General features: G+C 63.3%; 22 protein-coding genes. 16 read left to right on the forward strand and 6 right to left on the reverse strand.

Annotated features, from left to right (window positions below; translation table 11 throughout):
- Positions 1 to 28: 28 nt before the first annotated feature.
- The 3 genes from NKH21_RS00095 to fabD form a co-directional block, all read right to left on the reverse strand.
- Positions 29 to 265, reverse strand: a complete 237-nt coding sequence (locus NKH21_RS00095; protein ID WP_006203723.1) for an acyl carrier protein — start codon at positions 263 to 265, stop codon at positions 29 to 31.
- A 187-nt stretch (positions 266 to 452) separates the two neighbouring features.
- Entirely contained in the window at positions 453 to 1,190 is a 738-nt protein-coding gene (fabG, locus tag NKH21_RS00100) for a 3-oxoacyl-[acyl-carrier-protein] reductase (RefSeq protein WP_352862626.1), read from the reverse strand.
- A gap of 60 nt (positions 1,191 to 1,250) precedes the next feature.
- A complete protein-coding gene (fabD, locus tag NKH21_RS00105) occupies positions 1,251 to 2,216 on the reverse strand; it encodes an ACP S-malonyltransferase (RefSeq protein ID WP_352862627.1) in 966 nt (321 codons plus the stop codon).
- Positions 2,217 to 2,463: 247 nt separating this feature from the next.
- Here fabD and NKH21_RS00110 point away from each other — a divergent pair, with 247 nt between their 5' ends.
- Complete coding sequence (locus tag NKH21_RS00110; RefSeq protein WP_352862628.1) at positions 2,464 to 4,389, forward strand: LTA synthase family protein; 1,926 nt, start codon at positions 2,464 to 2,466, stop codon at positions 4,387 to 4,389.
- 31 nt (positions 4,390 to 4,420) lie between these two features.
- Here the strand turns inward: NKH21_RS00110 and NKH21_RS00115 are convergent, their stop codons facing one another.
- The gene (locus NKH21_RS00115; RefSeq protein ID WP_352862629.1) at positions 4,421 to 5,323 is read right to left on the reverse strand and encodes a vWA domain-containing protein; all 903 of its coding nucleotides are present in this window, start codon (positions 5,321 to 5,323) and stop codon (positions 4,421 to 4,423) included.
- A 453-nt stretch (positions 5,324 to 5,776) separates the two neighbouring features.
- Between NKH21_RS00115 and rpsF the strand changes: the two genes are divergently transcribed.
- The 12 genes from rpsF to NKH21_RS00175 all read left to right on the forward strand — a co-directional run bounded on the left by rpsF (position 5,777) and on the right by NKH21_RS00175 (position 17,003).
- The gene (rpsF, locus tag NKH21_RS00120) at positions 5,777 to 6,277 is read left to right on the forward strand and encodes a 30S ribosomal protein S6 (protein ID WP_292663863.1); all 501 of its coding nucleotides are present in this window, start codon (positions 5,777 to 5,779) and stop codon (positions 6,275 to 6,277) included.
- The gene (rpsR, locus tag NKH21_RS00125; protein ID WP_006203718.1) at positions 6,277 to 6,525 is read left to right on the forward strand and encodes a 30S ribosomal protein S18; all 249 of its coding nucleotides are present in this window, start codon (positions 6,277 to 6,279) and stop codon (positions 6,523 to 6,525) included. The genes rpsF and rpsR overlap by 1 nt, the downstream gene beginning before the upstream one ends.
- Before the next feature lie 213 nt (positions 6,526 to 6,738).
- A complete protein-coding gene (gene rplI / locus NKH21_RS00130; protein ID WP_254820243.1) occupies positions 6,739 to 7,323 on the forward strand; it encodes a 50S ribosomal protein L9 in 585 nt (194 codons plus the stop codon).
- A 152-nt stretch (positions 7,324 to 7,475) separates the two neighbouring features.
- Entirely contained in the window at positions 7,476 to 8,765 is a 1,290-nt protein-coding gene (locus tag NKH21_RS00135; RefSeq protein ID WP_352862630.1) for a cyclopropane fatty acid synthase, read from the forward strand.
- 82 nt (positions 8,766 to 8,847) lie between these two features.
- A complete protein-coding gene (locus NKH21_RS00140; RefSeq protein ID WP_352862631.1) occupies positions 8,848 to 9,171 on the forward strand; it encodes a YnfA family protein in 324 nt (107 codons plus the stop codon).
- A gap of 3 nt (positions 9,172 to 9,174) precedes the next feature.
- Positions 9,175 to 10,143, forward strand: a complete 969-nt coding sequence (locus NKH21_RS00145) for a small ribosomal subunit Rsm22 family protein (RefSeq protein WP_352862632.1) — start codon at positions 9,175 to 9,177, stop codon at positions 10,141 to 10,143.
- A gap of 206 nt (positions 10,144 to 10,349) precedes the next feature.
- A complete protein-coding gene (locus NKH21_RS00150; protein WP_023677714.1) occupies positions 10,350 to 11,840 on the forward strand; it encodes a replicative DNA helicase in 1,491 nt (496 codons plus the stop codon).
- Positions 11,841 to 12,070: 230 nt separating this feature from the next.
- Positions 12,071 to 13,489, forward strand: a complete 1,419-nt coding sequence (radA, locus tag NKH21_RS00155) for a DNA repair protein RadA (protein WP_352862882.1) — start codon at positions 12,071 to 12,073, stop codon at positions 13,487 to 13,489.
- 47 nt (positions 13,490 to 13,536) lie between these two features.
- The gene (locus NKH21_RS00160; RefSeq protein ID WP_352862633.1) at positions 13,537 to 14,208 is read left to right on the forward strand and encodes a CvpA family protein; all 672 of its coding nucleotides are present in this window, start codon (positions 13,537 to 13,539) and stop codon (positions 14,206 to 14,208) included.
- A 131-nt stretch (positions 14,209 to 14,339) separates the two neighbouring features.
- On the forward strand, positions 14,340 to 15,821 hold the full coding sequence (gene purF, locus NKH21_RS00165; protein ID WP_502903425.1) for an amidophosphoribosyltransferase: 1,482 nt from the start codon (positions 14,340 to 14,342) through the stop codon (positions 15,819 to 15,821).
- Positions 15,822 to 15,916: 95 nt separating this feature from the next.
- Entirely contained in the window at positions 15,917 to 16,657 is a 741-nt protein-coding gene (locus NKH21_RS00170) for an SDR family NAD(P)-dependent oxidoreductase (RefSeq protein ID WP_352862634.1), read from the forward strand.
- Between the two features lie 124 nt (positions 16,658 to 16,781).
- Positions 16,782 to 17,003: a hypothetical protein gene (locus tag NKH21_RS00175; RefSeq protein WP_292662211.1), complete on the forward strand. Its 222-nt coding sequence runs from the start codon at positions 16,782 to 16,784 to the stop codon at positions 17,001 to 17,003.
- 166 nt (positions 17,004 to 17,169) lie between these two features.
- Here NKH21_RS00175 and NKH21_RS00180 read toward each other — a convergent pair whose 3' ends face one another.
- A complete protein-coding gene (locus tag NKH21_RS00180) occupies positions 17,170 to 17,676 on the reverse strand; it encodes an OsmC family protein (RefSeq protein ID WP_352862635.1) in 507 nt (168 codons plus the stop codon).
- Between the two features lie 316 nt (positions 17,677 to 17,992).
- Between NKH21_RS00180 and NKH21_RS00185 the strand changes: the two genes are divergently transcribed.
- The gene (locus NKH21_RS00185) at positions 17,993 to 18,961 is read left to right on the forward strand and encodes a DMT family transporter (RefSeq protein WP_502911821.1); all 969 of its coding nucleotides are present in this window, start codon (positions 17,993 to 17,995) and stop codon (positions 18,959 to 18,961) included.
- A gap of 136 nt (positions 18,962 to 19,097) precedes the next feature.
- On the opposite strand, the gene NKH21_RS00190 is transcribed toward NKH21_RS00185, so the two are convergent.
- Positions 19,098 to 19,934 (reverse strand): LysR substrate-binding domain-containing protein, encoded by an 837-nt coding sequence (locus NKH21_RS00190; protein WP_502911835.1) that lies wholly within the window; start codon positions 19,932 to 19,934, stop codon positions 19,098 to 19,100.
- Between NKH21_RS00190 and NKH21_RS00195 the strand changes: the two genes are divergently transcribed.
- The gene (locus NKH21_RS00195; RefSeq protein WP_352862637.1) at positions 19,920 to 20,327 is read left to right on the forward strand and encodes a tautomerase family protein; all 408 of its coding nucleotides are present in this window, start codon (positions 19,920 to 19,922) and stop codon (positions 20,325 to 20,327) included. The genes NKH21_RS00190 and NKH21_RS00195 overlap by 15 nt on opposite strands.
- Before the next feature lie 141 nt (positions 20,328 to 20,468).
- Positions 20,469 to 22,691, forward strand: coding sequence for an AMP-binding protein (locus tag NKH21_RS00200; RefSeq protein WP_352862638.1), 2,223 nt, complete (start codon positions 20,469 to 20,471; stop codon positions 22,689 to 22,691).
- Positions 22,692 to 22,807 lie beyond the last annotated feature (116 nt).

Below are 22,807 nucleotides of genomic sequence, written 5' to 3' on the forward strand. Positions count from 1 at the left end.
TCCTCCCCGGTGATGACTGCAAATAGCGTCAGGCGGAGGCCTTGTCGATGTATTTCACCGCATCGCCAACAGTCAGGATGGTCTCGGCGGCGTCGTCCGGGATTTCGACACCGAACTCTTCTTCGAACGCCATGACAAGTTCGACCGTGTCGAGGCTGTCCGCGCCCAGATCATCGATGAAGCTCGCCTGCTCCGTCACCTTGTCGGCATCGACGCCAAGGTGCTCGATGACGATCTTCTTGACGCGCTCTGCGGTGTCACTCATTTGGGCATCCTCGTCTTTTGGTTGTCTGTCTTCGTTAGCGGGCAGAATGCCGCTAATCAAGCTGAAAGATGGTCCTTCCGGAAACGCAGCGGAACAGGACCGGTTTTTGCCCGAACCGCCGGGTTGCGGGCGGCATTACACGAAAAATCCCGTGCATCCAAGATGGAATGAAGCGTTTTCCCAAGTGTTAGATCATGGCCATGCCGCCATTGACATGAATGGTCTGGCCGGTGACGTAGGCTGCCTCATTGGAAGCGAGGTAGGCGACGGCAGAGGCGACTTCGGCGCCCGTGCCCATGCGCCGGGTCGGGATCGCCGCCATGATCGCCTCTTTCTGCTTGTCGTTGAGCTTGGCGGTCATCGCCGATTCGATGAAGCCCGGGGCGACGCAGTTGACGGTGATATTGCGGGTGGCGATCTCCTGCGCCAGCGACTTGGAAAAGCCGATCATACCGGCTTTGGAGGCGCAGTAATTGGTCTGGCCGGGATTGCCGGTGACGCCAACCACTGAGGTGATGTTGATGATGCGGCCATGGCGGCGTCGCATCATCGGATGGGTAAGCTCGCGGGTCAGCCGGAACACGGCGGTCAGGTTGACCTCGAGCACGCTATCCCAGTCGGCATCAGACATGCGTACGAACAACCCGTCCTTGGTGATGCCGGCATTGTTGACGAGGATGTCGACGCCTTCGAGATCGGCCTCCGCCTTCTGGCCGAGCGCCTTGACGTCGTCGCGATTGGAAAGATCGGCCGGGAAAAGCTTGACCCGGTCGCCCAGTTCGGCGGCCAGCGCTTCCAGTTTCTCGATACGTGTGCCGTGCAGGCCGACTATGGCGCCCTGGGCATGCAGCACGCGGGCGATCGCCTCGCCGATGCCCCCCGATGCGCCGGTGACGAGCGCCTTGCGGCCGGTCAATTCGAACATTCTTGCCTCCTGATCTGAGCGAACACCCTTCGCATGGAGCGGTGTCAAATCGCCAGTTGATTATGCAAGTTTCGCCAGCGCCGCCTCGACATCCGCCGCGGATCCGATGGCAGCGGTGGCAATATCGCGGTTGATGCGGCGCGCCAGCCCCGACAACACCTTGCCGGCGCCCACTTCGTAAAGTGTGCCGACGCCGTTGCTGCCGAACCACTCCACCGTTTCGCGCCAGCGCACGCGCCCGACCACCTGTTCGACGAGGCGGCGGGCAATCTCGTCGGGATCGCTCGTCGGGGTCACCGTAACATTGGAGACCAGCGGCACGACCGGCGCACTCTTCGTCACGGCGGCCAGCGCCTCCCGCATGATCTCGGCCGCAGGCTTCATCAATGCCGAATGGAAGGGCGCCGAGACCTGCAGCATCAGCGCCCGCTTGGCGCCCTTCTCCGTGCATAGCTTCGCCGCCAGTTCGACCGCCGGCCTGGCACCGGAGATCACCAGCTGGCCGCCGCCATTGTCATTGGCGATCTGGCAAACCAAGGCTTGCGCGGGATCTTTGGCGGCGCCTTGGGCGGCCTCTGCGCAAGCGGCCTCGACGTCGGCCTGTTCGAGCCCGATGATCGCCGCCATGGCGCCCTCGCCGGCCGGTACAGCCGCCTGCATGGCATTGCCGCGGATACGCAACAGCCGGGCGGCGTCGGCGACCGAAACGAAACCAGCGGCCGCAAGTGCCGAATATTCACCGAGCGAGTGGCCGGCGACATAGGTGACCTCGCCGTTCAGCGAGAAGCCACGCGCCTCCAGCGCCCGGACTGCGGCAAGTGACACCGCCATCAGCGCCGGCTGGGCATTGGCGGTCAGCGTCAGCATCTCTTCCGGGCCTTCCCAGATCAGCTGCGATAGTTTTTCGCCGAGCGCGTCGTCGACTTCCTCGAAGATCCGCCGTGATTCCACAAAAGTATCGGCGAGGTCCTTGCCCATGCCGACAGCCTGGCTGCCCTGCCCCGGAAAGGTGAATGCGATGGCCATAGTCGGCTCCCAGCTGCTGGTTCTCGTTGCCTGTGACGCAAGGCGTGCGGCCAAGTCAAGCCCAACCTTGACCGCGCAATGTCGGCCGAGTGCCTGTTTCGGCAGGCTTTTTGGCGATCACTCATGATGAAAACCGCTCACGATTTGTTTGCTGGCTCTTCTTATTTCCGCCGCAGGCGCTAAGCTTTGCGTGACAGTTCGATGACAATCGAGTGACGCTTTTGTTGCGGGCCGGGGAACTATTGAAGTGGCAAAGACCAAGCAGAGCGCAGCCGAGGCGGCGCCCCAGTTTCTTGAAGGCGATCCGTCGACCGGCTATCTGCCGGCGCGCAAATGGCCTGTCATCCGCTATGGGCTTATCAGCTTGCTGGCTGCGGCCATCCTGGTGTTTGCCATCGAACTGATCGTGCGCGGCAACTTTGCCGGCACCGTTGATTTCTTTCTCCAGCCTTTCAAACCCGGCTGGACCACGATCATCATTTTTGCTCTGATCCTCATCGGCCTCGACGCCGTGCTCGGCCGCAGCCATCAGAGCCTGATGATCGTCGCGCCGCTGACATTGTCGCTGGCGTTCGTCGGCCACCAGAAGTCGCTCTATCTCGGCGATCCGCTCTATCCGACCGATTTCCTCTATTCCCGGCAGATCGTGGCACTGATGCCGCTCCTGGTACGCGATCGCCCGGGAACCGCCATTGCCCTGGCGATCGGCATCGTCGGCGGGCTGTCGCTGCTCGTCTATGGCTGGCGGCTATGGCGCCGCCGGGTCCCGGCACTCAGCCACAAGGGCCGCCTTGCCCGGCTGACGCTGACGGTGCCGCTGATCGCCTTCTTCGTCTCCATCATGGACTATGCCACTTTCTCGTGGACGCGCGACCGGCTGCAGATCATCCCGATCATGTGGGACCAGAAGGAAAACTATGCCTCAAACGGTTTTGCGCTCGCCTTCGCGTTGAACGTCCCGATGGCCCACGTCTCGGCGCCGCCCGGCTATTCCGACAAGGCGATCGAAGCGATAGGCAAACCGCAGGTAACGGCCTCGGTACCCGCCGAGAAGCCCGACATCATCGTCGTCATGAGCGAATCCTTTTGGGATCCGACCAAGCTGCCCGGCGTCACCATCACACCCGACCCTATCCCCAATGTGCGGGCACTGCGCACGGGCTACATGTTCTCGCCCGAATTCGGCGGCATGACGGCCAACATCGAGTTCGAGGCCCTGACCGGCTTTTCCAACGCCTTCCTGCCGGCGGGCAGCATTCCCTACCAGCAATATGTGCGGACACCGACCCCCTCGCTGGCGACCTTCCTGAAAAGTCAGGGCTACCGCGCGCGTGCCATCCATCCCGGAACCAACTGGTTCTGGAACCGGGGAGCCGTCTATGCCGATTTCGGCTTCAACGACTTCAAGTCCGAGGAAACGTTGCCGCCCATGCAAAAACGCGGACCGCTCGCGTCGGACGCAGCTATGACGGACGAGATCATCCACGAGGCCGATACCAGCGCCGAGCCGGTCTTCTTTTTCGCCGTCAGCCTGCAGAACCACGGACCATATGAGCCGTATCGCTATAACAATCCGACCCACAAGGTGCAGGCGCCGATCAGCCAATGGGCGCGTGAATCGCTGTTGAGCTATGCCGAAGGCTCTTCCGACGCGGACCGCGGCCTCGAGCGGCTGATCGAATGGGCGAAGAAACGCGAGCGGCCGACCGTCATTGCCTTCTTCGGCGACCATCTGCCGCCGCTTGGGCCGGTCTACGTCGAGACCGGCTTCCTGAAGGACAATGTCGCGCCGCGCAAGGAGGCGGCCGACCAGATGCTGCTGCACCACCAGACGCCGTTGATCGTCTGGTCGAACCGCGGCGGCCCGGCCGAGGATCTAGGCGCCGTCAGCCCGGCCTTTCTGCCCTACCATATCCTCAAGACGGCCGGCATCAGTCATCCCTATTACACCGGCTTCCTCGGCCAGTTGCGGGATCGCTACCGCGTTATCGATCGCAATTTGCTTTTGGCACCGGGGGGCGACGCCACCCCCGATTGGTCGCGTCAGAAAGAGATCGATCCGGCGATCCGCGACTTCCGTCTGCTGCAATACGACATGATGTTCGGCAAGCGCCATGCGGCGCCCGATTTTTTCCCTGAAACAACAGGCAAAGTGGCTGCACACACGAGTTGAGCAGTGGCGGCGGGAGAGCGGCCGACGTCGTTCAGTTCGTCAAGTGCAGTTGCGAAATCGAGCTTCCGATCTTCAAGAAGACGCTTTCGAGCTGACTGACGTCGTTGGTCGGGTAATAGTCCGACGGCGACGATGCGCAGGCCTCGTAGAGCTTGCGGTTGGCTGCGGTGTCGGCCTGCAGCAGCACTGTGAAGATCTGCACGTCCTGCTTCTTCAACGTGTTGCATACATTGGTTGTCCAATCGTCGACATTGCGCGCAGCCGCGGTCTGGTCGCTGGATCCAAACCGACCCGAGGCCAGGAATCCGTAAGAGCCATAGTCCGACTTCTGTGGCGTATCCTTCGCGCCATAGACAACATTCTCGCCGTCTGTGAGCAGCAGCACCGTTTTGGTCGTGCCTGACGCCCTGAAAGGCGCGCCGTCGCTGTAAGGCGGTTCCGGCGAGAGCACCCGCATCCCCCATGACAAGCCTTCCGAAACATTGGTCCCCGAACCGTTCCATTCGATCATCTCACCGACGGCCTTACGCAACTTGTCGAAATCGTCGGTCAGCGGCACTATCGGCGTCGGGCAGGCCCGGTTTGGGCCGATAGTCAGCGGGCCTCTCTTGTCGTTGATCAGTTTCATCGTCGAAAAACTGTACTTCGCCATGTCGCCGGTGAGGCCGGGAAGCAGGGAGATAACGGTATCGTCGAGATAGGAATTGTTGTAGCCGGTCGCTGAATTGCCGTAGGAGCTGTTTGGATTTTTAGCGTTACCTGGATCGTCCGGCGCGAAATAGGGTACAAACAGGGTGTCCGGTTTGTTTTGGTCGGGCGAAATGTCGGAAACATTGTTGGTTCCGGGCCGCGCTTCGACGCAGCCTCTCCATTCGACGCCCAATTGCTTGAACAGGTTGCCGCTCTTCGAACGGCAGAATTTGTCGAAAAGCATTTTTATCCCCAAACCGCCTTGCTGCCGACCTCGCGCAGACCGTTTGGTTTTGCATCCGCATGATGAACGACGGGTTGCCGCCACGCCCGCCGGTGCTGGAACTTCGCATGGTGGTTAAGGGCCGGTTTCAAAAAATCCGTAAAACCTTGCCTCGAGGCCCGTGGCGCTCTGGACGGTAGGGCCGTTTGCTCCGTGGTTTGGCCTTGCTTTGCGGTCAAATTCCTGTATAGACGCTCGCAATCTGCCGGTCCTTGCTGGGGGCTGAACGGAGGGCCGGAGGTTTTTCTAAACCTTCGCGTGAAGCCAGAAGCGCTTCCGCCTCCCGTGTCTCCGCTCTCGACCGTCTCGTCATGCTCCTTTCTTCCCCGCCTTCGCAAGGATTGCGGGTCAGAGAAGTTGCAGAGGCTTTTGCCGCCGGGAACCGGGAGAGAAACGAAGAAAGGCACGAACACTATGGCTCTATACGAACATGTGTTTCTTGCCCGGCAGGACCTCTCGCAGCAGCAGGTCGATGCGCTTGTCGAACAGTACAAGGGCGTCATCACCGCGAATGGCGGGTCCGTCGGCCGGGTCGAGAACTGGGGACTGAAGTCCCTCACCTACCGGGTCAACAAGAACCGGAAGGCATATTATACACTCATGGACATCACCTGCCCGCCGGCCGCGCTCAATGAAATGGAGCGCCAGATGGGCCTGTCCGAGGACGTACTGCGTTTCCTGACCATCAAGGTCGATGCGCATGAGGAAGGTCCGTCGGCAATGATGCAGAAGCGCGAAGAGCGCTCGGAACGCGGCGGCTTCGGCGATCGCGACCGTGGCGATCGTGGCCCGCGCTCATTCGGTGACCGCGATCGCGGGGACCGTGGTGATCGTCCGCCGCGCAGCTTCGGCGATGGCGGTGCCGATCGTGGCCCGCGCCGTCCGCGCGAAGGCTTTGAAGGAGCCGCAGAATAATGGTCGACATCAATCAGATCCCAACCCGGCGCCCCTTCCATCGTCGCCGCAAGACTTGCCCATTCTCCGGCGCCAATGCGCCGAAGATCGACTACAAGGACGTGCGGCTTCTGCAGCGCTACATTTCGGAGCGCGGCAAGATCGTGCCATCGCGCATCACCGCCGTCAGCCAGAAGAAGCAGCGCGAACTCGCCAAGGCGATCAAGCGCGCCCGCTTCCTCGGCTTGCTGCCTTACGTGGTTCGCTAAATCTACGCGGGCGGTTCGCCGCCCGCTTTTTTTCACGGCCACGACGGGCGTAGCCGGATCGAACACCAAATCCCGGGTTGGATTTCGATGAGAGATCCTAACTGCCGCGACAGGCAGGACAGCGACACAGGCGGCGACGCCCAAGCTTCCTGACCTGTCCCAGACAATTCGGCGCCGATCCTGAGGATAGCGCCCAAGCGAAGGAACAAAACCATGGAAGTCATTCTTCTCGAACGCGTTTCCCGCCTCGGCCAGATGGGTGACACCGTCAAGGTCAAGGATGGGTTCGCCCGCAATTTCCTGCTGCCGCAAGGCAAGGCGCTGCGCGCCAACGAAGCTAACAAGAAGAAGTTCGAGGGACAGCGGGCCCAGCTCGAAGCTCGCAACCTGGAGCGCAAGTCCGAGGCCGCGCAGATTGCCGAAAAGCTCGACGGCAAGAGCTTCATCGCCGTGCGCTCGGCCGGCGAAACCGGTCAGCTTTATGGTTCGGTCTCGACGCGCGACATCGCCGAGCTGGTGACGGCGGAAGGTTTTTCGGTCAACCGCAACCAGATCCTGCTCAACCAGCCGATCAAGACCATCGGCGTCACCAATGTGGCGATCGCTCTGCACCCGGAAGTCGAGGTCACCATCACGCTCAACATTGCCCGCACGGCCGACGAAGCCGAGCGCCAGGCCAAGGGCGAAACGCTGACCACCGCCGAAGCCATCTACGGCGAGGACATCAACGACAATGCGCGGCCGGAAAACTTCTTCGATCCGAATGCGGAGTTCGAGGGCGGCGAAGACAACGGCTGATCGTCATTCGCCGGCATTCGCCGGCTAATCGCTATTCTGGACCAATGCCCGGGCCTCGTACCCGGGCATTTTTATGCCAAATGGAACTTTTCGAACCCTATATCTTGATGCAGAATAAGACAGCCTGTCTGACCGAGAGGGGACATTTGGTCATGAATATTCTGCTGAAACGCGTTCTCGACCGCCTGGTCCGCACAGGCAATCTCAAGGTGACAGGGCCGCAAGGCTCGATGGTGACTTTCGGTGACGGCAGCGGCGAGCCGGTGCACATGCACATCAAGACAAGGCATGCCGAGCGAGCGATAACCTTCGACCCGATGCTGGCGGTGCCTGAAGCCTACATGGACGGTGAACTCGACATTCTCGAGGGCGGCGTGCTGGGGGTGATGCGGATTGCCTTCCAGAACATGGGCAGCGGCGGTATCGATGCCACCTGGTCCAAGGCGATCGAAGGTCTGCGCCACGCCTTCCGGCGCCTGCAGCAGATCAACACGGCGTCGCGGGCGCGCCGCAACGTGCAGCGCCATTACGATCTGTCGGGCGACCTCTACCGCCTCTTCCTCGATGAGGACATGCAATATTCCTGCGCCTATTTCGAGCAGCCGGATATGACGCTCGACGAGGCACAAGCGGCCAAGAAGCGCCATATCGCCGCCAAGCTCAGGCTGAAGGCCGGCCAGACGGTTCTTGATATCGGCTCCGGCTGGGGTGGGCTTGGTCTCTATCTCGCCAAGGCATTCGACGTCGACGTACAGGGCGTGACGCTGTCGACCGAGCAGCACGGCGTCGCCACCGACCGCGCCCATGCGCAAGGCCTGCAAAACCGGGTGCATTTCGACATCAAGGACTATCGCGAACTCAATGAGCGTTTCGACCGCATCGTCTCCGTCGGCATGTTCGAGCATGTCGGGGTCAATCATTTCCGCACCTTCTTCGACAAGTCGGCGACGCTGCTGAAGCCGGACGGCGTCATGCTGCTGCACACGATCGGCCGCTCCGGCGTGCCGTGGGCAACCAGCGCCTTCATCCGCAAGTACATCTTCCCGGGCGGCTACATCCCGTCGCTCTCCGAAGTGATGCCTGCCATCGAAAAATCGGGGCTCGTCGTCACCGACATCGAGGTTCTGCGGCTGCATTATGCCGAGACACTGAAGCATTGGGGCGAGCGCTTTGCCGCCAACCGCGACAAGGCCAAGGCGATTTATGACGAGCGCTTCTGCCGTATGTGGGAGTTCTATCTTGCCGCCTCGGAAGCTGCCTTCCGCTGGCAGGACCTGGTGATCTTCCAGATCCAGATTGCCAAGAAGAACGACACGCTGCCGGTGACGCGCGACTACATGGCCAGTTGCGAGAAGGCGCTGGAGATGCGCGATCTTGGACGTCGTGAAAAGGCCCCGGCGGCCAAGCCTGCTCGCCGCCGCAAGGTGGCGGATCCGGAGTAGACGATCGGCGATCGCGCCATTGCCGCTTGCCATTGCCGGCTGGCACGCTGAAAAGGGTCCCGTCAACGCGGGACCTTTTTTCATGACCTACCTCCTCTACGTCGCCGCCGCACTTGCCGAGATCGCCGGCTGCTTTTCGTTCTGGGCGTGGTGGCGGCTGGAAAAATCGCCGCTGTGGTTGGCGCCCGGTCTCGTCTCGCTCGTACTATTCGCCTGGCTGCTGGCGCTGGTCGACACCAGCGCGGCGGGCCGGGCCTACGCCGCCTATGGCGGCATCTACATTGCCGCCTCGCTGGCCTGGTTGTGGCTGGCGGAAGGCGTGCACCCCGACCGTTGGGATCTTGCCGGTGCCGCGATCTGCATCATTGGCGCCTCGGTCATTCTGCTCGCACCTCGGACCGCGTGAGCGATGGAACTGCCCGTCCTACTCAGACAAGGCGTCGACCGCCTTCTCGAACAGGTGCCGCTGCCGATGCTTAAGCAAGCGGCAAAGACGCTGTCGGACCGCTACCGCGCCGAGTTGCGCGACGGCCGCCTGCACATGGCCGAAGACATGGCGGTGAAGGCCTATCTGGCAACGCGGCTGCCGGCGACCTATGCTGCCGTTCGCGCCAGCCTCGATGCGGTAAGCGAGGCGCAGCCCGATTATGCTCCGAGAACCCTGCTCGATGTCGGCGCCGGCCCTGGCACGGTGCTTTGGGCCACAATCAATCTCTGGCCCGATCTCGAACAGGCGGTGCTGCTCGAGGCCGGCGCCGCGGTGCGGCGGGTCGGCGAGGCGCTTGCCGCGGATGCGATCACGGCCAGGACCGCCTGGCGGACTGGCGACATCACCATCGACCTGGTCGATCTCGAGCCGGCCGAGCTGGTGACTTCAGCCTATGTGCTGGATGAGATCGCGCCGGCATCGCTGGCAAAACTCGTCGACCGGCTCTGGCAGCTGACCGCAGACACGCTGCTGGTCGTCGAGCCGGGCACGCCGGCCGGCTGGCAGCGTATCCTTGCCGTGCGGCGGCAGCTGATCGAGGCAGGGGCGCACGTGCTTGCGCCCTGCCCGCATGAGGCGCCTTGCCCGCTCGTCGCTCCCGACTGGTGCCATTTCGCCCGCCGCGTCGCCCGCTCGCGCCTGCACCGTCTGGCCAAGGATGCCGAGGTGCCGTGGGAGGACGAGAAATTCATCTTTGTCGCGGCCTCCCGCCATCCGGCCGCTCCGCCTCGCGCGCGAGTGATCGGGCCGCCGAAGTCGGGCTCCGGCAAGGTCTTGCTGAAGCTTTGCGAACAGGATGGGAGTGCTGCCGAGCGACTGTTCACCAAGCGCGACGGCGAGGCGTTCAAGGCCGCGCGGCGACTGGACTGGGGTGATGCCTTGCCGGAATGACCGGCAGCTATTTTCCTGTTTTGTTCTCGCCTGAGAACGGCTAGGCTCGCCATCTTGATTCGAGTCAATCGAGATTCTTTCCACCGAAAGATCCTGGCTGTGAATCGCGGGCATCAAAGTTGGTTGGTTGGGGACTGATGCAGATAAGTCATCACCGACTTGTCTCGTTCTGATATCGAGAGACGGGGATCAGGACCGGGGACATCATGGCAGAGGCAGCACGAAAATTCGGCGTGGCGGAAACACCGCTCTATCGCGAGGCGCCGAACAATATCGAGGCCGAGCAGGCGCTGCTCGGCGCCATACTGGTCAACAACGATGCCTTCTACCGCGTCTCCGACTTCCTAAAGCCCGGCCATTTCTACGAGCCGCTGCATAGAAAGATCTTCGAGGTCGCGGCCGAGCTCATCCGCATGGGCAAGATCGCGACGCCGATCACGCTGAAGACCTTCCTGCCGGCCGACGAGAAGGTCGGCGACATGACGGTGGCGCAATATGTCGTGCGGTTGGCGGTCGAGGCCGTCACGGTGGTCAACGCAACCGACTATGGCCGCGCCATCTACGATCTGGCGACGCGGCGCGCGCTGATCACTGTCGGCGAGGACATGGTCAACATCGCCTATGACGCGCCGGTCGACATGTCGCCCTCCGACCAGATCGAGGATGCCGAGCGGCGCCTGTTCGAATTGGCCGAAACCGGCCGCTACGATGGCGGCTTCGAAAGCTTCACCGATGCCGTCAAGACCGCCGTCGACATGGCCAATGCCGCCTATATGCGTGACGGGCATTTGTCGGGCGTCGCCACCGGCTTGCGCGACCTCGACCGCCGCATGGGCGGCCTGCAGTCGTCCGACCTGATCATCATTGCCGGCCGCCCCGGCATGGGCAAAACCTCGCTCGCCACTAACATCGCCTTCAACATCGCCGAGGCGTATGTCCCGGCGCAGCAGGCGGACGGCTCGTTCAAGGCGGCCAATGGCGGCGTCGTCGGCTTCTTTTCGCTCGAAATGTCATCCGAACAGCTGGCCACCCGCATCATTTCCGAACAGACGGAAATCCCGTCGTCGAAAATCCGCCGCGGCGAGATCAGCGAGATGGATTTCGAAAAGCTGGTCGCCTGCTCGCAGACAATGCAGAAAATCCCGCTGTTCATCGACCAGACCGGCGGCATTTCCATCGCTCAGCTGTCGGCCCGCGCGCGTCGCCTGAAGCGCCAGCGCGGCCTCGACGTCATCGTAATCGACTATATCCAGCTGATGCAGGGATCGAGCGCGAAATCATCGCAAAACCGCGTCCAGGAAATCACCGAGATCACCACCGGCCTCAAGGCACTGGCCAAGGAGCTGGCGGTCCCGATCATCGCCCTGTCGCAGCTGTCGCGCCAGGTCGAGAGCCGCGACGACAAGCGCCCACAGCTTTCGGATCTCCGCGAATCGGGGTCGATCGAGCAGGACGCCGACGTGGTGCTGTTCGTCTACCGCGAGGAATATTATCTGAAGAACCGCGAGCCGAAGCCGGGTACCGACGAATACATCAAGTGGGAGCACGAGATGAACGAAATGCGCGGCAAGGCCGAAGTCATCGTCGCCAAGCAGCGCCACGGTCCAACGGGATCGGTCAGCCTCGCCTTCCAGGGCGAATTCACCCGCTTCTCGGACCTTGCCGAGGAGCATCATTTGCCGGATCGGTTCGAGTAGCTTTTGACCAACCGTCGCGCTCCGTCACACCCCCCTCTGGCCTGCCGGCCATCTCCCCCGCAAGGGGGGAGATCGGCAGTTTTGCCGCCGGCTCTCTTCCTGCGACATCAGAGATTGGCGACTGCGTCGATGACAGCCAATCTCCCCCTTTGCGAGGGAGATGTCCGGCAGGACAGAGGGGGGTGGGCCGGATCGCCGAGCCTCGGCAATTGGCAAGCGACGCGACGCTGATGGCCAAATCCCGCATTCAGTTCATCTGCCAGAATTGCGGTTCGGTGCATCAGCGCTGGGCCGGCAAATGCGATGCCTGCGGCGAGTGGAACACGCTGGTCGAGGAAGGCACGTCGGGCGGCATAGGTTCCGGCCCGGCGAATACGCGCAACGCCCGCAAGGGCCGCGCGGTGGTGCTGACCAGCCTCTCCGGCGACATCGAGGATGCGCCGCGCATCGTCTCCGGCATCGGCGAGCTCGACCGCGCCACGGGCGGCGGCTTCGTGCGCGGCTCGGCGCTGCTGGTCGGCGGCGATCCAGGCATCGGCAAATCGACGCTGCTCACCCAGGCCGCTGCCGCACTGGCCGCAAAGGGCCACCGCATCGTCTATGTCTCGGGTGAAGAAGCGGTCGCCCAGATCAGGCTGCGCGCCCAGCGGCTCGGCGTCGCCGACACCCCGGTCGAACTCGCCGCCGAGACCAATGTCGAGGACATCCTCGCCACCATCGCCGACGGCAAGCGGCCGGATCTGGTCATTCTCGATTCGATCCAGACGCTGTGGACCGACATGGCCGATTCGGCACCCGGCACGGTCACCCAGGTGCGTGCCGCCGCCCAAGCGATGATCCGCTATGCAAAATCCACAGGAGCGGCGATCGTTCTGGTCGGCCACGTCACCAAGGAGGGCCAGATCGCCGGACCACGGGTGGTCGAGCACATGGTCGACGCGGTGCTCTATTTCGAGGGCGAAGGCGGCCACCACTACCGCATCCTGCGCACGGTCAAGAACCGCTTCGGGCCAACCGACGAGATCGGCGTCTTCGAAATGTCGGACAAAGGCTTGCGGGAAGTCGCCAACCCGTCCGAGCTTTTCCTCGGTGAACGCCATGCGAAGTCGCCGGGTGCCGCGGTTTTCGCCGGCATGGAAGGCACACGGCCGGTGCTGGTCGAGATCCAGGCGCTGGTGGCGCCGTCGACGCTGGGCACACCGCGCCGCGCCGTCGTCGGCTGGGACGGTGCCCGGCTGTCGATGATCCTGGCGGTTCTGGAAGCCCATTGCGGCGTCCGCTTCGGCACGCACGACGTCTATCTCAACGTTGCCGGCGGCTACCGCATTTCAGAGCCGGCGGCCGACCTGGCCGTGGCGGCGGCACTGGTTTCCTCGCTCACCGGTCTTGCCCTTCCCGCCGATTGCGTCTATTTCGGCGAAATCAGCCTTTCCGGTGCAGTGAGGCCGGTTGCGCATGCGCAGCAGCGCCTCAAGGAAGCCGAAAAGCTGGGTTTCGGAAGCGCGGTTCTGCCCTTGGGCAGCGAGGAACTTGCTGGTGGTAATGGGGTCGGGGGGATCGGAGCCGGCACTTTCCAGCCCACCGAGCTGGCCGATCTCGTGGCGCGCATAGCCGGCTCTCGGCGCAGCCGCGCCGACGAGCAAGAGTGATGCGGCTCGTCGAGCCGTGAAAAAGAGATCGGAGTGGGGCGAAAAACATGCCGATTACGCTGCTTGACGGAATTCTCGTCGGCTTCACCCTGGTCTCGGCGATGCTCGCTATGGTTCGCGGCTTTTCGCGCGAGATCCTGTCGATCATCTCCTGGGCAGCTGCTGCTGCGGCGGCCTTCTTTTTCTACAAGCCGGTGCTGCCTTACATTCAGCCCTATATCGACAACGAAAAGGCCGCCATGGCGGCGGCCGCTGGTATCGTCTTCATTGTCGCGCTGATCGTCGTTTCCGTCATCACCATGAAGCTCGCCGACTGGATCATCGATTCCAGGATCGGTGCGCTCGATCGTACACTTGGCTTCCTCTACGGCGCGGCGCGTGGCGTCCTGGTCGTCGCTGTTGCGCTGCTTTTCTTCAATTGGCTGGCCGGCGCCAAGGCTCCAGGCTGGATTGCCAACGCCAAGTCAAAGCCGTTGCTCGAATCGATCGGCGCCAAGCTCGAAAGCCTGCTGCCAGAGGATCCGGAAAACGCCATCCTCAACAAGCTCAATCCGAATCAGCCGGCCACCGAGACGCCTCTGGCCCCCGATGCGCCTGCAGCGGAAGCCCCTGCCGCCGGCGACGACGCCACTGCTCCAGCACCCGACGACAGCGACGCGCCGCCGGCCGACAATGCGCCCGCCACGCCGGCACCTGCAAACCCGGCGCCGGCAAACTGATTTCGGCAGACTTGCCAATCTGCCGACTTGGCGAGGCTCAAGACTGACGATCATGTGAATGCCGCACGACGTGCGTTGCTTTCGATGCGTTATGACCTTATATGGCGACTTTAGCGGAGCTTGAGCCCCCAATGGCAGCCTCAGTGGCAGACGCAGACGACGTGCTTTCCGCCGAAGCCGACGACCATTTCCACGACGAATGCGGCGTGTTCGGCATTTTCGGCCGGCAGGACGCCGCAGCCATCGTAACGCTCGGCCTGCATGCGTTGCAGCATCGCGGCCAGGAAGCGGCCGGCATCGTTTCCTATGACGGCACCCAATTCCATGTCGAACGCCATGTCGGCCTGATCGGCGACACCTTTACCAAGCAGCGTGTCATCGACAGCCTGCAAGGCAACCGTGCCATCGGGCACACACGCTATGCCACCACCGGCGGCTCCGGCCTGCGCAACATCCAGCCTTTCTTCGCCGAACTTGCCGATGGCGGCTTTGCCGTCGCCCACAACGGCAATCTCACCAACGCCATGACCGTACAGCGCGCGCTGCAGAAGCAAGGCGCCATCTTTTCTTCCACCTCCGACACCGAGACGCTGTTGCACCTGGTCGCCACCAGCAAGGAGCGCGACCTGAATTCGCGCTTCATCGATGCGGTGCGCCAGGTCGAAGGCGCCTTCTCGCTGGTGGCAATGACGTCCAAGAAGATGATCGGCTGCCGCGACCCGCTCGGCATCCGGCCGCTGGTGCTCGGCGATCTCGACGGTGCCTGGATTCTCGCCTCGGAGACCTGCGCGCTCGATATTATCGGGGCGCGTTTCGTGCGCGACCTGAAGCCCGGCGAAATGGTCGTCGTCACTAGTAAGGGCATCGAAAGCCTGTTCCCGTTCGAGCCGCAGAAGACCCGCTTCTGCATTTTCGAATATGTCTATTTCGCGCGGCCGGATTCGTCGGTCGAAGGCCGCAACGTCTATGAAGTGCGCAAGCGCATCGGCGCCGAGCTGGCGCAGGAAAGTCCGGTCGAGGCCGACATCGTCGTGCCGGTGCCGGATTCGGGCACGCCGGCGGCGATCGGCTTTTCGCAGGCCGCGGGCATTCCGTTCGAGCTCGGCATCATCCGCAATCACTATGTCGGGCGCACCTTCATCCAGCCCGGCGATTCGATCCGCCACATGGGTGTCAAGCTCAAGCACAACGCCAACCGCCGCATGATCGAAGGCAAGCGCGTGGTGCTGGTCGACGATTCCATCGTGCGCGGCACCACCAGCCAGAAGATTGTGCAGATGGTGCGCGATGCCGGCGCCAAGGAAGTACATATGCGCATCGCATCGCCGCCGACGCGCGCCTCCTGCTTTTACGGCGTCGACACACCGGAAAAGTCGAAGCTGCTGGCGTCGCGCATGTCGGTGGAGGAGATGGCCGAGTTCATCCGCGTCGATTCGCTCGGCTTCCTATCGATCGACGGGCTCTACCGCGCCGTCGGCGAGGCCGGCCGCGACAACGAGCAGCCGCAATTCTGCGACGCCTGCTTCACCGGCCAGTATCCGACCCGGCTGGCCGACTTCGAAGGCTCCGACAATGTGCGCACGCTGTCGCTGTTAGCGGCCGGCGGGTCGTAAGGTTGCCGGATCGCCATTTGTCTTCGCCAGGTTACCCCCCTCTGCCCGGCAGGGCAGAGGGGGGTGCCTCACGCCGACCTCATGGAAGTTCAAGCATGACCCTCGATCTCTCCGGCCGCGTTGCGGTCGTCACGGGCGCCTCGCGCGGTATCGGCTATTTCATCGCCAGGGAGCTTGCCGCGGCCGGTGCACATGTGATTGCGGTTGCCCGCACCGTCGGCGGGCTGGACGAGCTCGACGACCAGATCAAGGCAGGCGGCGGACAAGCGACGCTCGTCCCGCTCGATCTTGCCGACATGGCGGGGATCGACCGGCTGGGCGGCGCCATCCACGAGCGCTGGGGCAAGCTCGACATACTGGTCGCCAACGCCGCTGTGCTCGGCGTCATCGCCCCGATCGGCCATGTCGAGGCCAAGACCTTCGAGAAGGTGATGACCATCAACGTCACCGCAACATGGCGGCTGATCCGCTCGGTCGACCCGCTGCTGCGGCTCTCCGATGCCGGCCGCGCTATCGTGCTGAGCTCCAGCCTTGCCCACTCTGCACGCGCCTTCTGGGCGCCTTATGCGGCGTCGAAGGCTGCGGTCGAGGCCATGACGCGTTCCTGGGCGCATGAAACCGAAAACCTGCCGCTCAGGGTCAACGCCGCCGATCCGGGGGCGACGCGCACCGCGATGCGGGCGCAGGCCGTACCCGGCGAGGATCCGGAAACGCTGCCGCATCCTTCAGAGATCGCCAAGCGTATCGTGCCGCTTGCCAGCCCCACGCTCAAGGAAACGGGGCTGATCTTCCAGGCCAAGCACAACCGCTTTGTCGCCTACCGGCAGCCGGAGTAAGCGGCCTAACATCACGCGGCTGTGATGCCGTGGCTTAAGGCCGCGCTTTGGCCCAGCTTTCGCCGCTGGGCCAGAGTTGCTAGGATCGTGCGACTCCCAAAACAAGCAGAGCGAGGAAATACCCATGGCGGCACCGAGCGTAGCGTTAGTCTGGTATCTGGTGATCGCCGGCCCGCAAGGCGGCATGGTCGTGTTGCCCAGCACATTCGACACCCGCGAACAGTGCACCTTCGCCATAACCGAATACCAGAAGCAACCGACGCCGGCCGGCTGGTCGGTGCAGTGCGTGCCGAGCGCCTCTCCCTTCGCCGACGAGGGCGACGCCGAGGAGCCGTCGGCGCAGTAGGACTTGATCTCCCTCCTTGAGGGGGAGATGTCGCCGAAGGCGACAGAGGGGGTCGTCGCGTCCTGACGCTACCTTCCATTTGCGAAAAGAGGGGTTAGCGCTTCATGCGCGACAACCCCCTCTGCCCTGCCGGGCATCTCCCCCTCAAGGAGGGAGATCAGCAGCCTCAGCGTCGCGCGCTTACCGTCAGCTCCGGTTTCTGGTTGATGGTCTGGAACACCACGCAGTAGCGCTCGGTCAGTTTGAGCAGCGCATCGATGCGCTCCTGCGGCTCGTCGGTGTCGAGGCCGAATGTCAGGCGGATGGCGCGGAAGCCAACCGGCGCATCCCTCGCCACGCCAAGCGTGCCGCGAAAGTCGAGATCGCCTTCGGCTTCCACTGTGGCGGCCCCAAGCTGGAATTCCAGCGCCGTCGCCACCGCCTTCAGCGTGACGCCGGCGCAAGCCACCAGCGCCTCCAGCAGCATGTCGCCAGAGCAGAGTTCGAGCCCGGTGCCGCCGGTCGCTGGATGCAGCCCGGCAATGGCAATCGCCCTGCCCGTTTCAACCTTGCAGGCGATCGATTGATCGTCGATCGATCCCTTGGCCCTAAGGGTAATCAGCGCGCGCGAGGCGTCGTCGCGATAGGCCTCCTTCAGCGGCGTTTGCATGGCCTTCAATGCGATCGCGTCCATTTCATTTCTCTCCCATAGTTGCCCGGCTTCGCTGCTTAACGGCGGTGTCGCCTGCCCCAAACGCAAGTCCCGGCTGGCGTAGCGCTTGGCAGGGTTTTGCCCGTATAGCCTGACGATACGGGAGCATCCAACGCCTTCAAACCCTCTCTCGCAACACATTCGTAAGGCCGGCGGACATATGGCCGATATCGCCATCCTCGAAACCCGCGAAAGGGTTTCGCCGGCATCCTGTTCACCGGGGCTGCCGGTCTGCTGTTTCGACGCCTCGATCAAGCTGACACTATGGTGTCAGGACGGGGCAGAGTAGGCTGGTGAGATGACGGAATTGCTGGACATGCCAGGCACAGTGGAAAGCGCCCGCGAACGTACCCTTGGCATCATCCTGGTCTCGGCATCGGCGGCCGTCTTCGGCCTCACAGGCGTGCTGACCAAATCGATCCATGCCGACCCGCTGACTATTACCTGCTGGCGCGGCTTCGTCGGCTCGATCCTGATCAGCCTCTATGTGCTATGGCGCCGCCAGCGCTCCGGCGGTCGCGACAGCCTGCGGCTCGGCTGGCGCGGCTGGCTGCTGACGATCGAGGGCGCGCTCGCCAGCATCGCCTTCATCTCGGCGTTCAAGTTCACCTTTGTCGCCAATGTCGCGATCATCTATGCCACCGCCCCTTTCGTCACCGCGCTGCTGGCCCTCCTGTTGGTCCGCGAACCGTTCCGGCTGCAGACGCTTGCCGCCGCCGCCGTGTCACTATGCGGTGTGGCGATCATGGTCTGGTCCGGCTTCGGCACAGGCCATCTGTTCGGCGACGGGCTGGCGCTGCTGATGACGATCGGGAGCGCCCTCTACATGATCATGGTGCGCGCCTTCCGTGATACGCCAGTGGTGTGGGCGGGTGCCGTGTCGGCGTTCCTTCTGTTCGTGCTCGGCTGGTTCATCACCGATCCGCTGGCTGTCTCGGCCAGGGACGCTGTGCTTCTTGCCACCTTCGGCGCCTCGTTCGCGCTGGCCTCGATCCTGTGGACGGAGGGCACCCGGCTTATTTCGGCGGCCGAGTCCGGATTGCTGGGCTCGGCAGAAGTGCCATTCGCGATCCTGTTTGCCTTCCTGTTCCTGGCGGAGATTCCGCCGGCAGCCAGCATGGTCGGCGGCGCCATCGTGCTTTGCGCGGTGTTCGCTCACGCTGGCCGCGACTGGCTGATGGCGAGGCAGCGCGCAGCGGATGCACGACCAATCCTCGCCGCGTCCGAGCGCGAATTGGTGGTCCGATCACGAGAAATCCGGTCCTGAAAATTAATTTGAAAAGTCATGGAACCATCATAGGGCTCAGGCATTATGGCTGCGACGGGCCACCCCAAGTCCCCCCAAACCCCTCGGCCCGTCCTACTCAGAAGCCGACCGCAAGGTCGGCTTTTTCTTTGCTGGCTCAATTGGCCAAGGCTAGGTTGCCGCTCAACAACGCGGCCAGATCCTGCGCCGGCCGGTCGGCATCCTCACGCAAGCGGACGGCGAATGCGGCGACCGGCACCGGCGGCAGATCAAGATCGCGCGGCGCCTCGACGATGCCGGAATGAGCGAAGCGCGCCGTCCTCAACGTCAAGGCGATGCCGGCGTGCACCGCCGTGCGCAGGCCGGCAAGGCTGGCACTGCCGGCAGCAATGCGGTAGCGACGGCCGGCCGCATCGAGTGCACTTGTCGCCGCTTCGCGAAACCCGCAATGGGGATCGAGCAGCGCCAATGGCAGTTCGTCGTGGCGGGTGGCCAGCCCGTTCTGTGAGCAAAGCCAGATCATTGGTTCCTTGAGCACACCGACTTCGTCCCGTGTCGGCACCTGCCGCATGGCAATGGCCAGATCAAGGGTGCCGGCCTGCAAAGCCTGCGCCAGTTCGGCGGAACGGCCGACGCGCAGTTCGATCCTGACGCGCGGATGGCTGACAGCAAAAGCCCTGAGCAGCTGCGGCAAGCCGCTGTCGGCGAAATCCTGCGTCGTGCCGATGGCGACGCGCCCGTCGGCGTGCGCCCCTTTGAGGGCCAGCCACGCCTCGCGATGCGCGGCAAGGATGCGACGCGCGTGGCCGACCAGATCCTCGCCTGCCAGCGTCAGGCCGCGCCCTCGCCCCTGCGGCACCAGCAGCGGTTCGCCGACAACGTCCTCCAGCCGCTGCATCTGCGCGGTCACTGCGGACGGCGAGCGGCCGACGATCGACGCAGCCCGCGCCAGGGAACCGCCAAACCGAGGAGAAGAAATATGCCGATCATCAATGTCAGCGTTACCGGCAAGCCTGATGCCGCTTTGTCCGCCGCCATTGCCAAGGAAGTGACCGAACTGGCGGCCACGCATCTGCGCAAGGACGCGACGATCACAGCTGTTGCCATTTCCTATCACGACCCCGAGCACTGGTTCGCCGGCGGCAAGTCGCTGGCCGAGCATGGCACCAACACGGCCTGGCTCGACATCAAGGTTGTCGACGGCACCAACACCAAGCTCGAACTGGAGGCGTATCTGCAGGCAATTTTCGCGGCATTCGGCCGGCTGCTGGGTAAGGTGCATGAGGAAAGCTACGCCCTCGTGCATGAAGTGCCTGCGGCCGCCTATGGCTTTGGCGGCAAGACGCAGGAATTCCGCTTCATCAGCGGAAGGATGAAAGCGGCATAGCTGCGATAGGCAGCCGAGCCGAATCAAACATAAGAGAGAAGGAAAAATGGAGCCGCATTGACGTTGATCCAACTTCGGCTAGGTTCTCACCCGAAGCGGCCACTGAAGAGCCGCGACGTGAGATCGTTGGGAGATGCGGCGATGATCCTGACACTGGCGCTGCTTGCGGGTCTTGTCGCGGCCTGGCTGCTGATCGGCGTGGTGGAGAAGTTCCGCCTCGGCCTGCGTTTGAGCCAGGCGCTGCTCTACGTGCCGTTCAAGCTCGCCTACCGGATCGGCGACGAGCGCATCAAGATTGCGCGCAGGTCGGTGGCCCCGGTCATCTATGTCATCTGGCATCAGTCACGCATCGAGCCGGCGCTGATGCTGTCGCTGCTGCCGGAGGACACGCTGCACATCCTCGATCAGGCTTCGGCCAGATCGCCGTGGTTGGAGCCGTGGCGCGAGCTCGGCCGCACCATCGCCTTCAACGCCGAGCATGTCTTCGTCAGCCGCAGATTGGTGCGGGTGCTGAAGGGCAAGGGCCGGCTCGCCGTTTACCTGCCGGATGCGGTCGAGCCCGACGTAAAATCGTTTCGGCTGTTTCGTGCCATCACCCGTATCGCGATGCAGGCCGACGCCCGCATCGTTCCGATCTTCGTTGCCGGCGCACGCGGCCTGCCGGCCTCGCTGACGCCGGCGGACAAGGCGCCGCGCCATTGGTTTCCGCGGCTGTCGATCAGCGCGCTGGAGCCGATGACCGTCGCCGAGCTGGTGGCGCGGAACCCAGATCAGGCCTCCAACACCAATGCGCTGTTTGATCGCTTCGCCGAGGCCAGGCTTTTCGGCAGTGATCTCGACCGAGGGCTGTTCCTCGCCATGCGCGATGCGGCCGACCGTGTTGGCGCTTCGCACCCAATAATCGAGGACGTCATTGGCGGTGCGCTGAGCTACCGGAAAATGTTCATCGGCGCCAGGGTTTTGGGCCGCCGCTTTGAGGCAATAACAGCGCCGGGCGAAGCGGTCGGGCTGCTCCTGCCCAACGTCAATGGCGTCGTGCTGTCGTTCGTCGGACTTTTGTCGGCTGCGCGGGTGGCAGCAATGATCAACTATACCGCCGGCCCGGCCAGCGTCACCGCCGCCGTCCGCACGGCGATGATCCGCACCGTGATCTCCTCACGCGCCTTTGTCGAAAAGGCCAACCTCGCCGACATCGTCGAGGCGGTGGAAAAGGGCGGGGCGAAGCTGCTGTGGCTGGAGGATGTTCACGCAAGCGTGACCGTGCTGGACAAGGCCGCAGCCGGCTTGCTGTGGCGCTGGCCGTTGCAGCGCCAGGATGCAGCCAAGCCGGCGGTGATCCTGTTCACCTCCGGCTCGGAAGGCACGCCCAAGGCCGTGGTGCTGTCGCACCGGAACCTTCTTGCCAATGCGATGCAGGCGGAAGCCCGCATCACCATCTCGCCGGTCGACATCCTGCTCAACGTGCTGCCGGTGTTCCACTCGTTCGGCCTGACCGGTGGCACCATCCTGCCGCTGGTCACCGGCGTAAAGCTGTTCCTCTACCCCTCACCGCTCCACTATAAGCTTATTCCGGAGGTGGCGCGCAAGGTCCGGCCGACGGTGATGTTCGGCACCGACACGTTCCTCGCCAACTATGCCCGCACCGCCAAGGACGGCGATTTTTCCAGCCTGCGCTTCGTTGTCGCCGGTGCCGAGGCGGTGAAGCCGGAGACGCGCCGGGTTTACCGGGAACGCTTCCAGGCCGAGATCATCGAAGGTTTTGGCTTGACCGAGGCCGCACCGGTGGTTGCCGTCAACACCGCCATCCACGGCCGCGACGGCACGGTCGGGCGGCTGCTGCCGGCCATGCGCATGAAACTCGAACCGGTCGAAGGCATCAGCGACGCCGGCCGGCTATGGCTCGACGGGCCGAACCTGATGATGGGCTACATGACCGGCGACCGGCCTGGCGAGTTGCAGCCGCTCGAAGGCTGGCACGACACCGGCGATATCGTTTCGGTCGATCGCGAAGGCTTCATCACCATTCGCGGCCGCGCCAAGCGCTTCGCCAAGATAGCCGGCGAGATGGTATCGCTTGGTGCGGTCGAGATGCTGGTGCAGTCGCTGTGGCCCGAAGAGCATCACGCCGTGGTGGCAGTGCCGGACAAGCGGCGCGGCGAGCGCCTCGTCCTGGTCACCACCGCCGATAATGCCGATCCCAACGAATTGCGCGAATTCGGCAAAAAAGCCGGGGCGGCCGAACTGATGGTGCCGAACGACATCGTCAAGGTCGCGGAGATCCCTGTACTGGGCTCGGGCAAGACAGACTATGTCTCGACTAGAAAGCTGGCACTCGAGAGGCTGGGACTGAGCGCAGCCGCGTGAGGTTTGCTGTCGAAAACTCTAAAGCGCGTCGCGTTCGACCTGCCTTGTGCGACGCGCTTTGGATTCTTGCTTTTATGCATGCCGTTATCGCAAAACCGCTGCACACTTTTGCGCGA

The organism is Mesorhizobium sp. M1329 (assembly GCF_040318035.1).
Lineage (GTDB): Bacteria > Pseudomonadota > Alphaproteobacteria > Rhizobiales > Rhizobiaceae > Mesorhizobium.

What these genes read in the sequence shown, in the direction of transcription:
- NKH21_RS00095 (WP_006203723.1), bottom strand. Translation starts at nt 265, where the DNA reads ATGAGTGACACCGCAGAGCGCGTCAAGAAGATCGTCATCGAGCACCTT.
- fabG (WP_352862626.1), bottom strand. Translation starts at nt 1,190, where the DNA reads ATGTTCGAATTGACCGGCCGCAAGGCGCTCGTCACCGGCGCATCGGGG.
- fabD (WP_352862627.1), bottom strand. Translation starts at nt 2,216, where the DNA reads ATGGCCATCGCATTCACCTTTCCGGGGCAGGGCAGCCAGGCTGTCGGC.
- NKH21_RS00115 (WP_352862629.1), bottom strand. Translation starts at nt 5,323, where the DNA reads ATGCTTTTCGACAAATTCTGCCGTTCGAAGAGCGGCAACCTGTTCAAG.
- rpsF (WP_292663863.1), top strand. Translation starts at nt 5,777, where the DNA reads ATGGCTCTATACGAACATGTGTTTCTTGCCCGGCAGGACCTCTCGCAG.
- rpsR (WP_006203718.1), top strand. Translation starts at nt 6,277, where the DNA reads ATGGTCGACATCAATCAGATCCCAACCCGGCGCCCCTTCCATCGTCGC.
- rplI (WP_254820243.1), top strand. Translation starts at nt 6,739, where the DNA reads ATGGAAGTCATTCTTCTCGAACGCGTTTCCCGCCTCGGCCAGATGGGT.
- NKH21_RS00135 (WP_352862630.1), top strand. Translation starts at nt 7,476, where the DNA reads ATGAATATTCTGCTGAAACGCGTTCTCGACCGCCTGGTCCGCACAGGC.
- NKH21_RS00140 (WP_352862631.1), top strand. Translation starts at nt 8,848, where the DNA reads ATGACCTACCTCCTCTACGTCGCCGCCGCACTTGCCGAGATCGCCGGC.
- NKH21_RS00145 (WP_352862632.1), top strand. Translation starts at nt 9,175, where the DNA reads ATGGAACTGCCCGTCCTACTCAGACAAGGCGTCGACCGCCTTCTCGAA.
- NKH21_RS00150 (WP_023677714.1), top strand. Translation starts at nt 10,350, where the DNA reads ATGGCAGAGGCAGCACGAAAATTCGGCGTGGCGGAAACACCGCTCTAT.
- radA (WP_352862882.1), top strand. Translation starts at nt 12,071, where the DNA reads ATGGCCAAATCCCGCATTCAGTTCATCTGCCAGAATTGCGGTTCGGTG.
- NKH21_RS00160 (WP_352862633.1), top strand. Translation starts at nt 13,537, where the DNA reads ATGCCGATTACGCTGCTTGACGGAATTCTCGTCGGCTTCACCCTGGTC.
- purF (WP_502903425.1), top strand. Translation starts at nt 14,340, where the DNA reads ATGGCAGCCTCAGTGGCAGACGCAGACGACGTGCTTTCCGCCGAAGCC.
- NKH21_RS00170 (WP_352862634.1), top strand. Translation starts at nt 15,917, where the DNA reads ATGACCCTCGATCTCTCCGGCCGCGTTGCGGTCGTCACGGGCGCCTCG.
- NKH21_RS00175 (WP_292662211.1), top strand. Translation starts at nt 16,782, where the DNA reads ATGGCGGCACCGAGCGTAGCGTTAGTCTGGTATCTGGTGATCGCCGGC.
- NKH21_RS00180 (WP_352862635.1), bottom strand. Translation starts at nt 17,676, where the DNA reads ATGGACGCGATCGCATTGAAGGCCATGCAAACGCCGCTGAAGGAGGCC.
- NKH21_RS00185 (WP_502911821.1), top strand. Translation starts at nt 17,993, where the DNA reads ATGACGGAATTGCTGGACATGCCAGGCACAGTGGAAAGCGCCCGCGAA.
- NKH21_RS00195 (WP_352862637.1), top strand. Translation starts at nt 19,920, where the DNA reads ATGCCGATCATCAATGTCAGCGTTACCGGCAAGCCTGATGCCGCTTTG.
- NKH21_RS00200 (WP_352862638.1), top strand. Translation starts at nt 20,469, where the DNA reads ATGATCCTGACACTGGCGCTGCTTGCGGGTCTTGTCGCGGCCTGGCTG.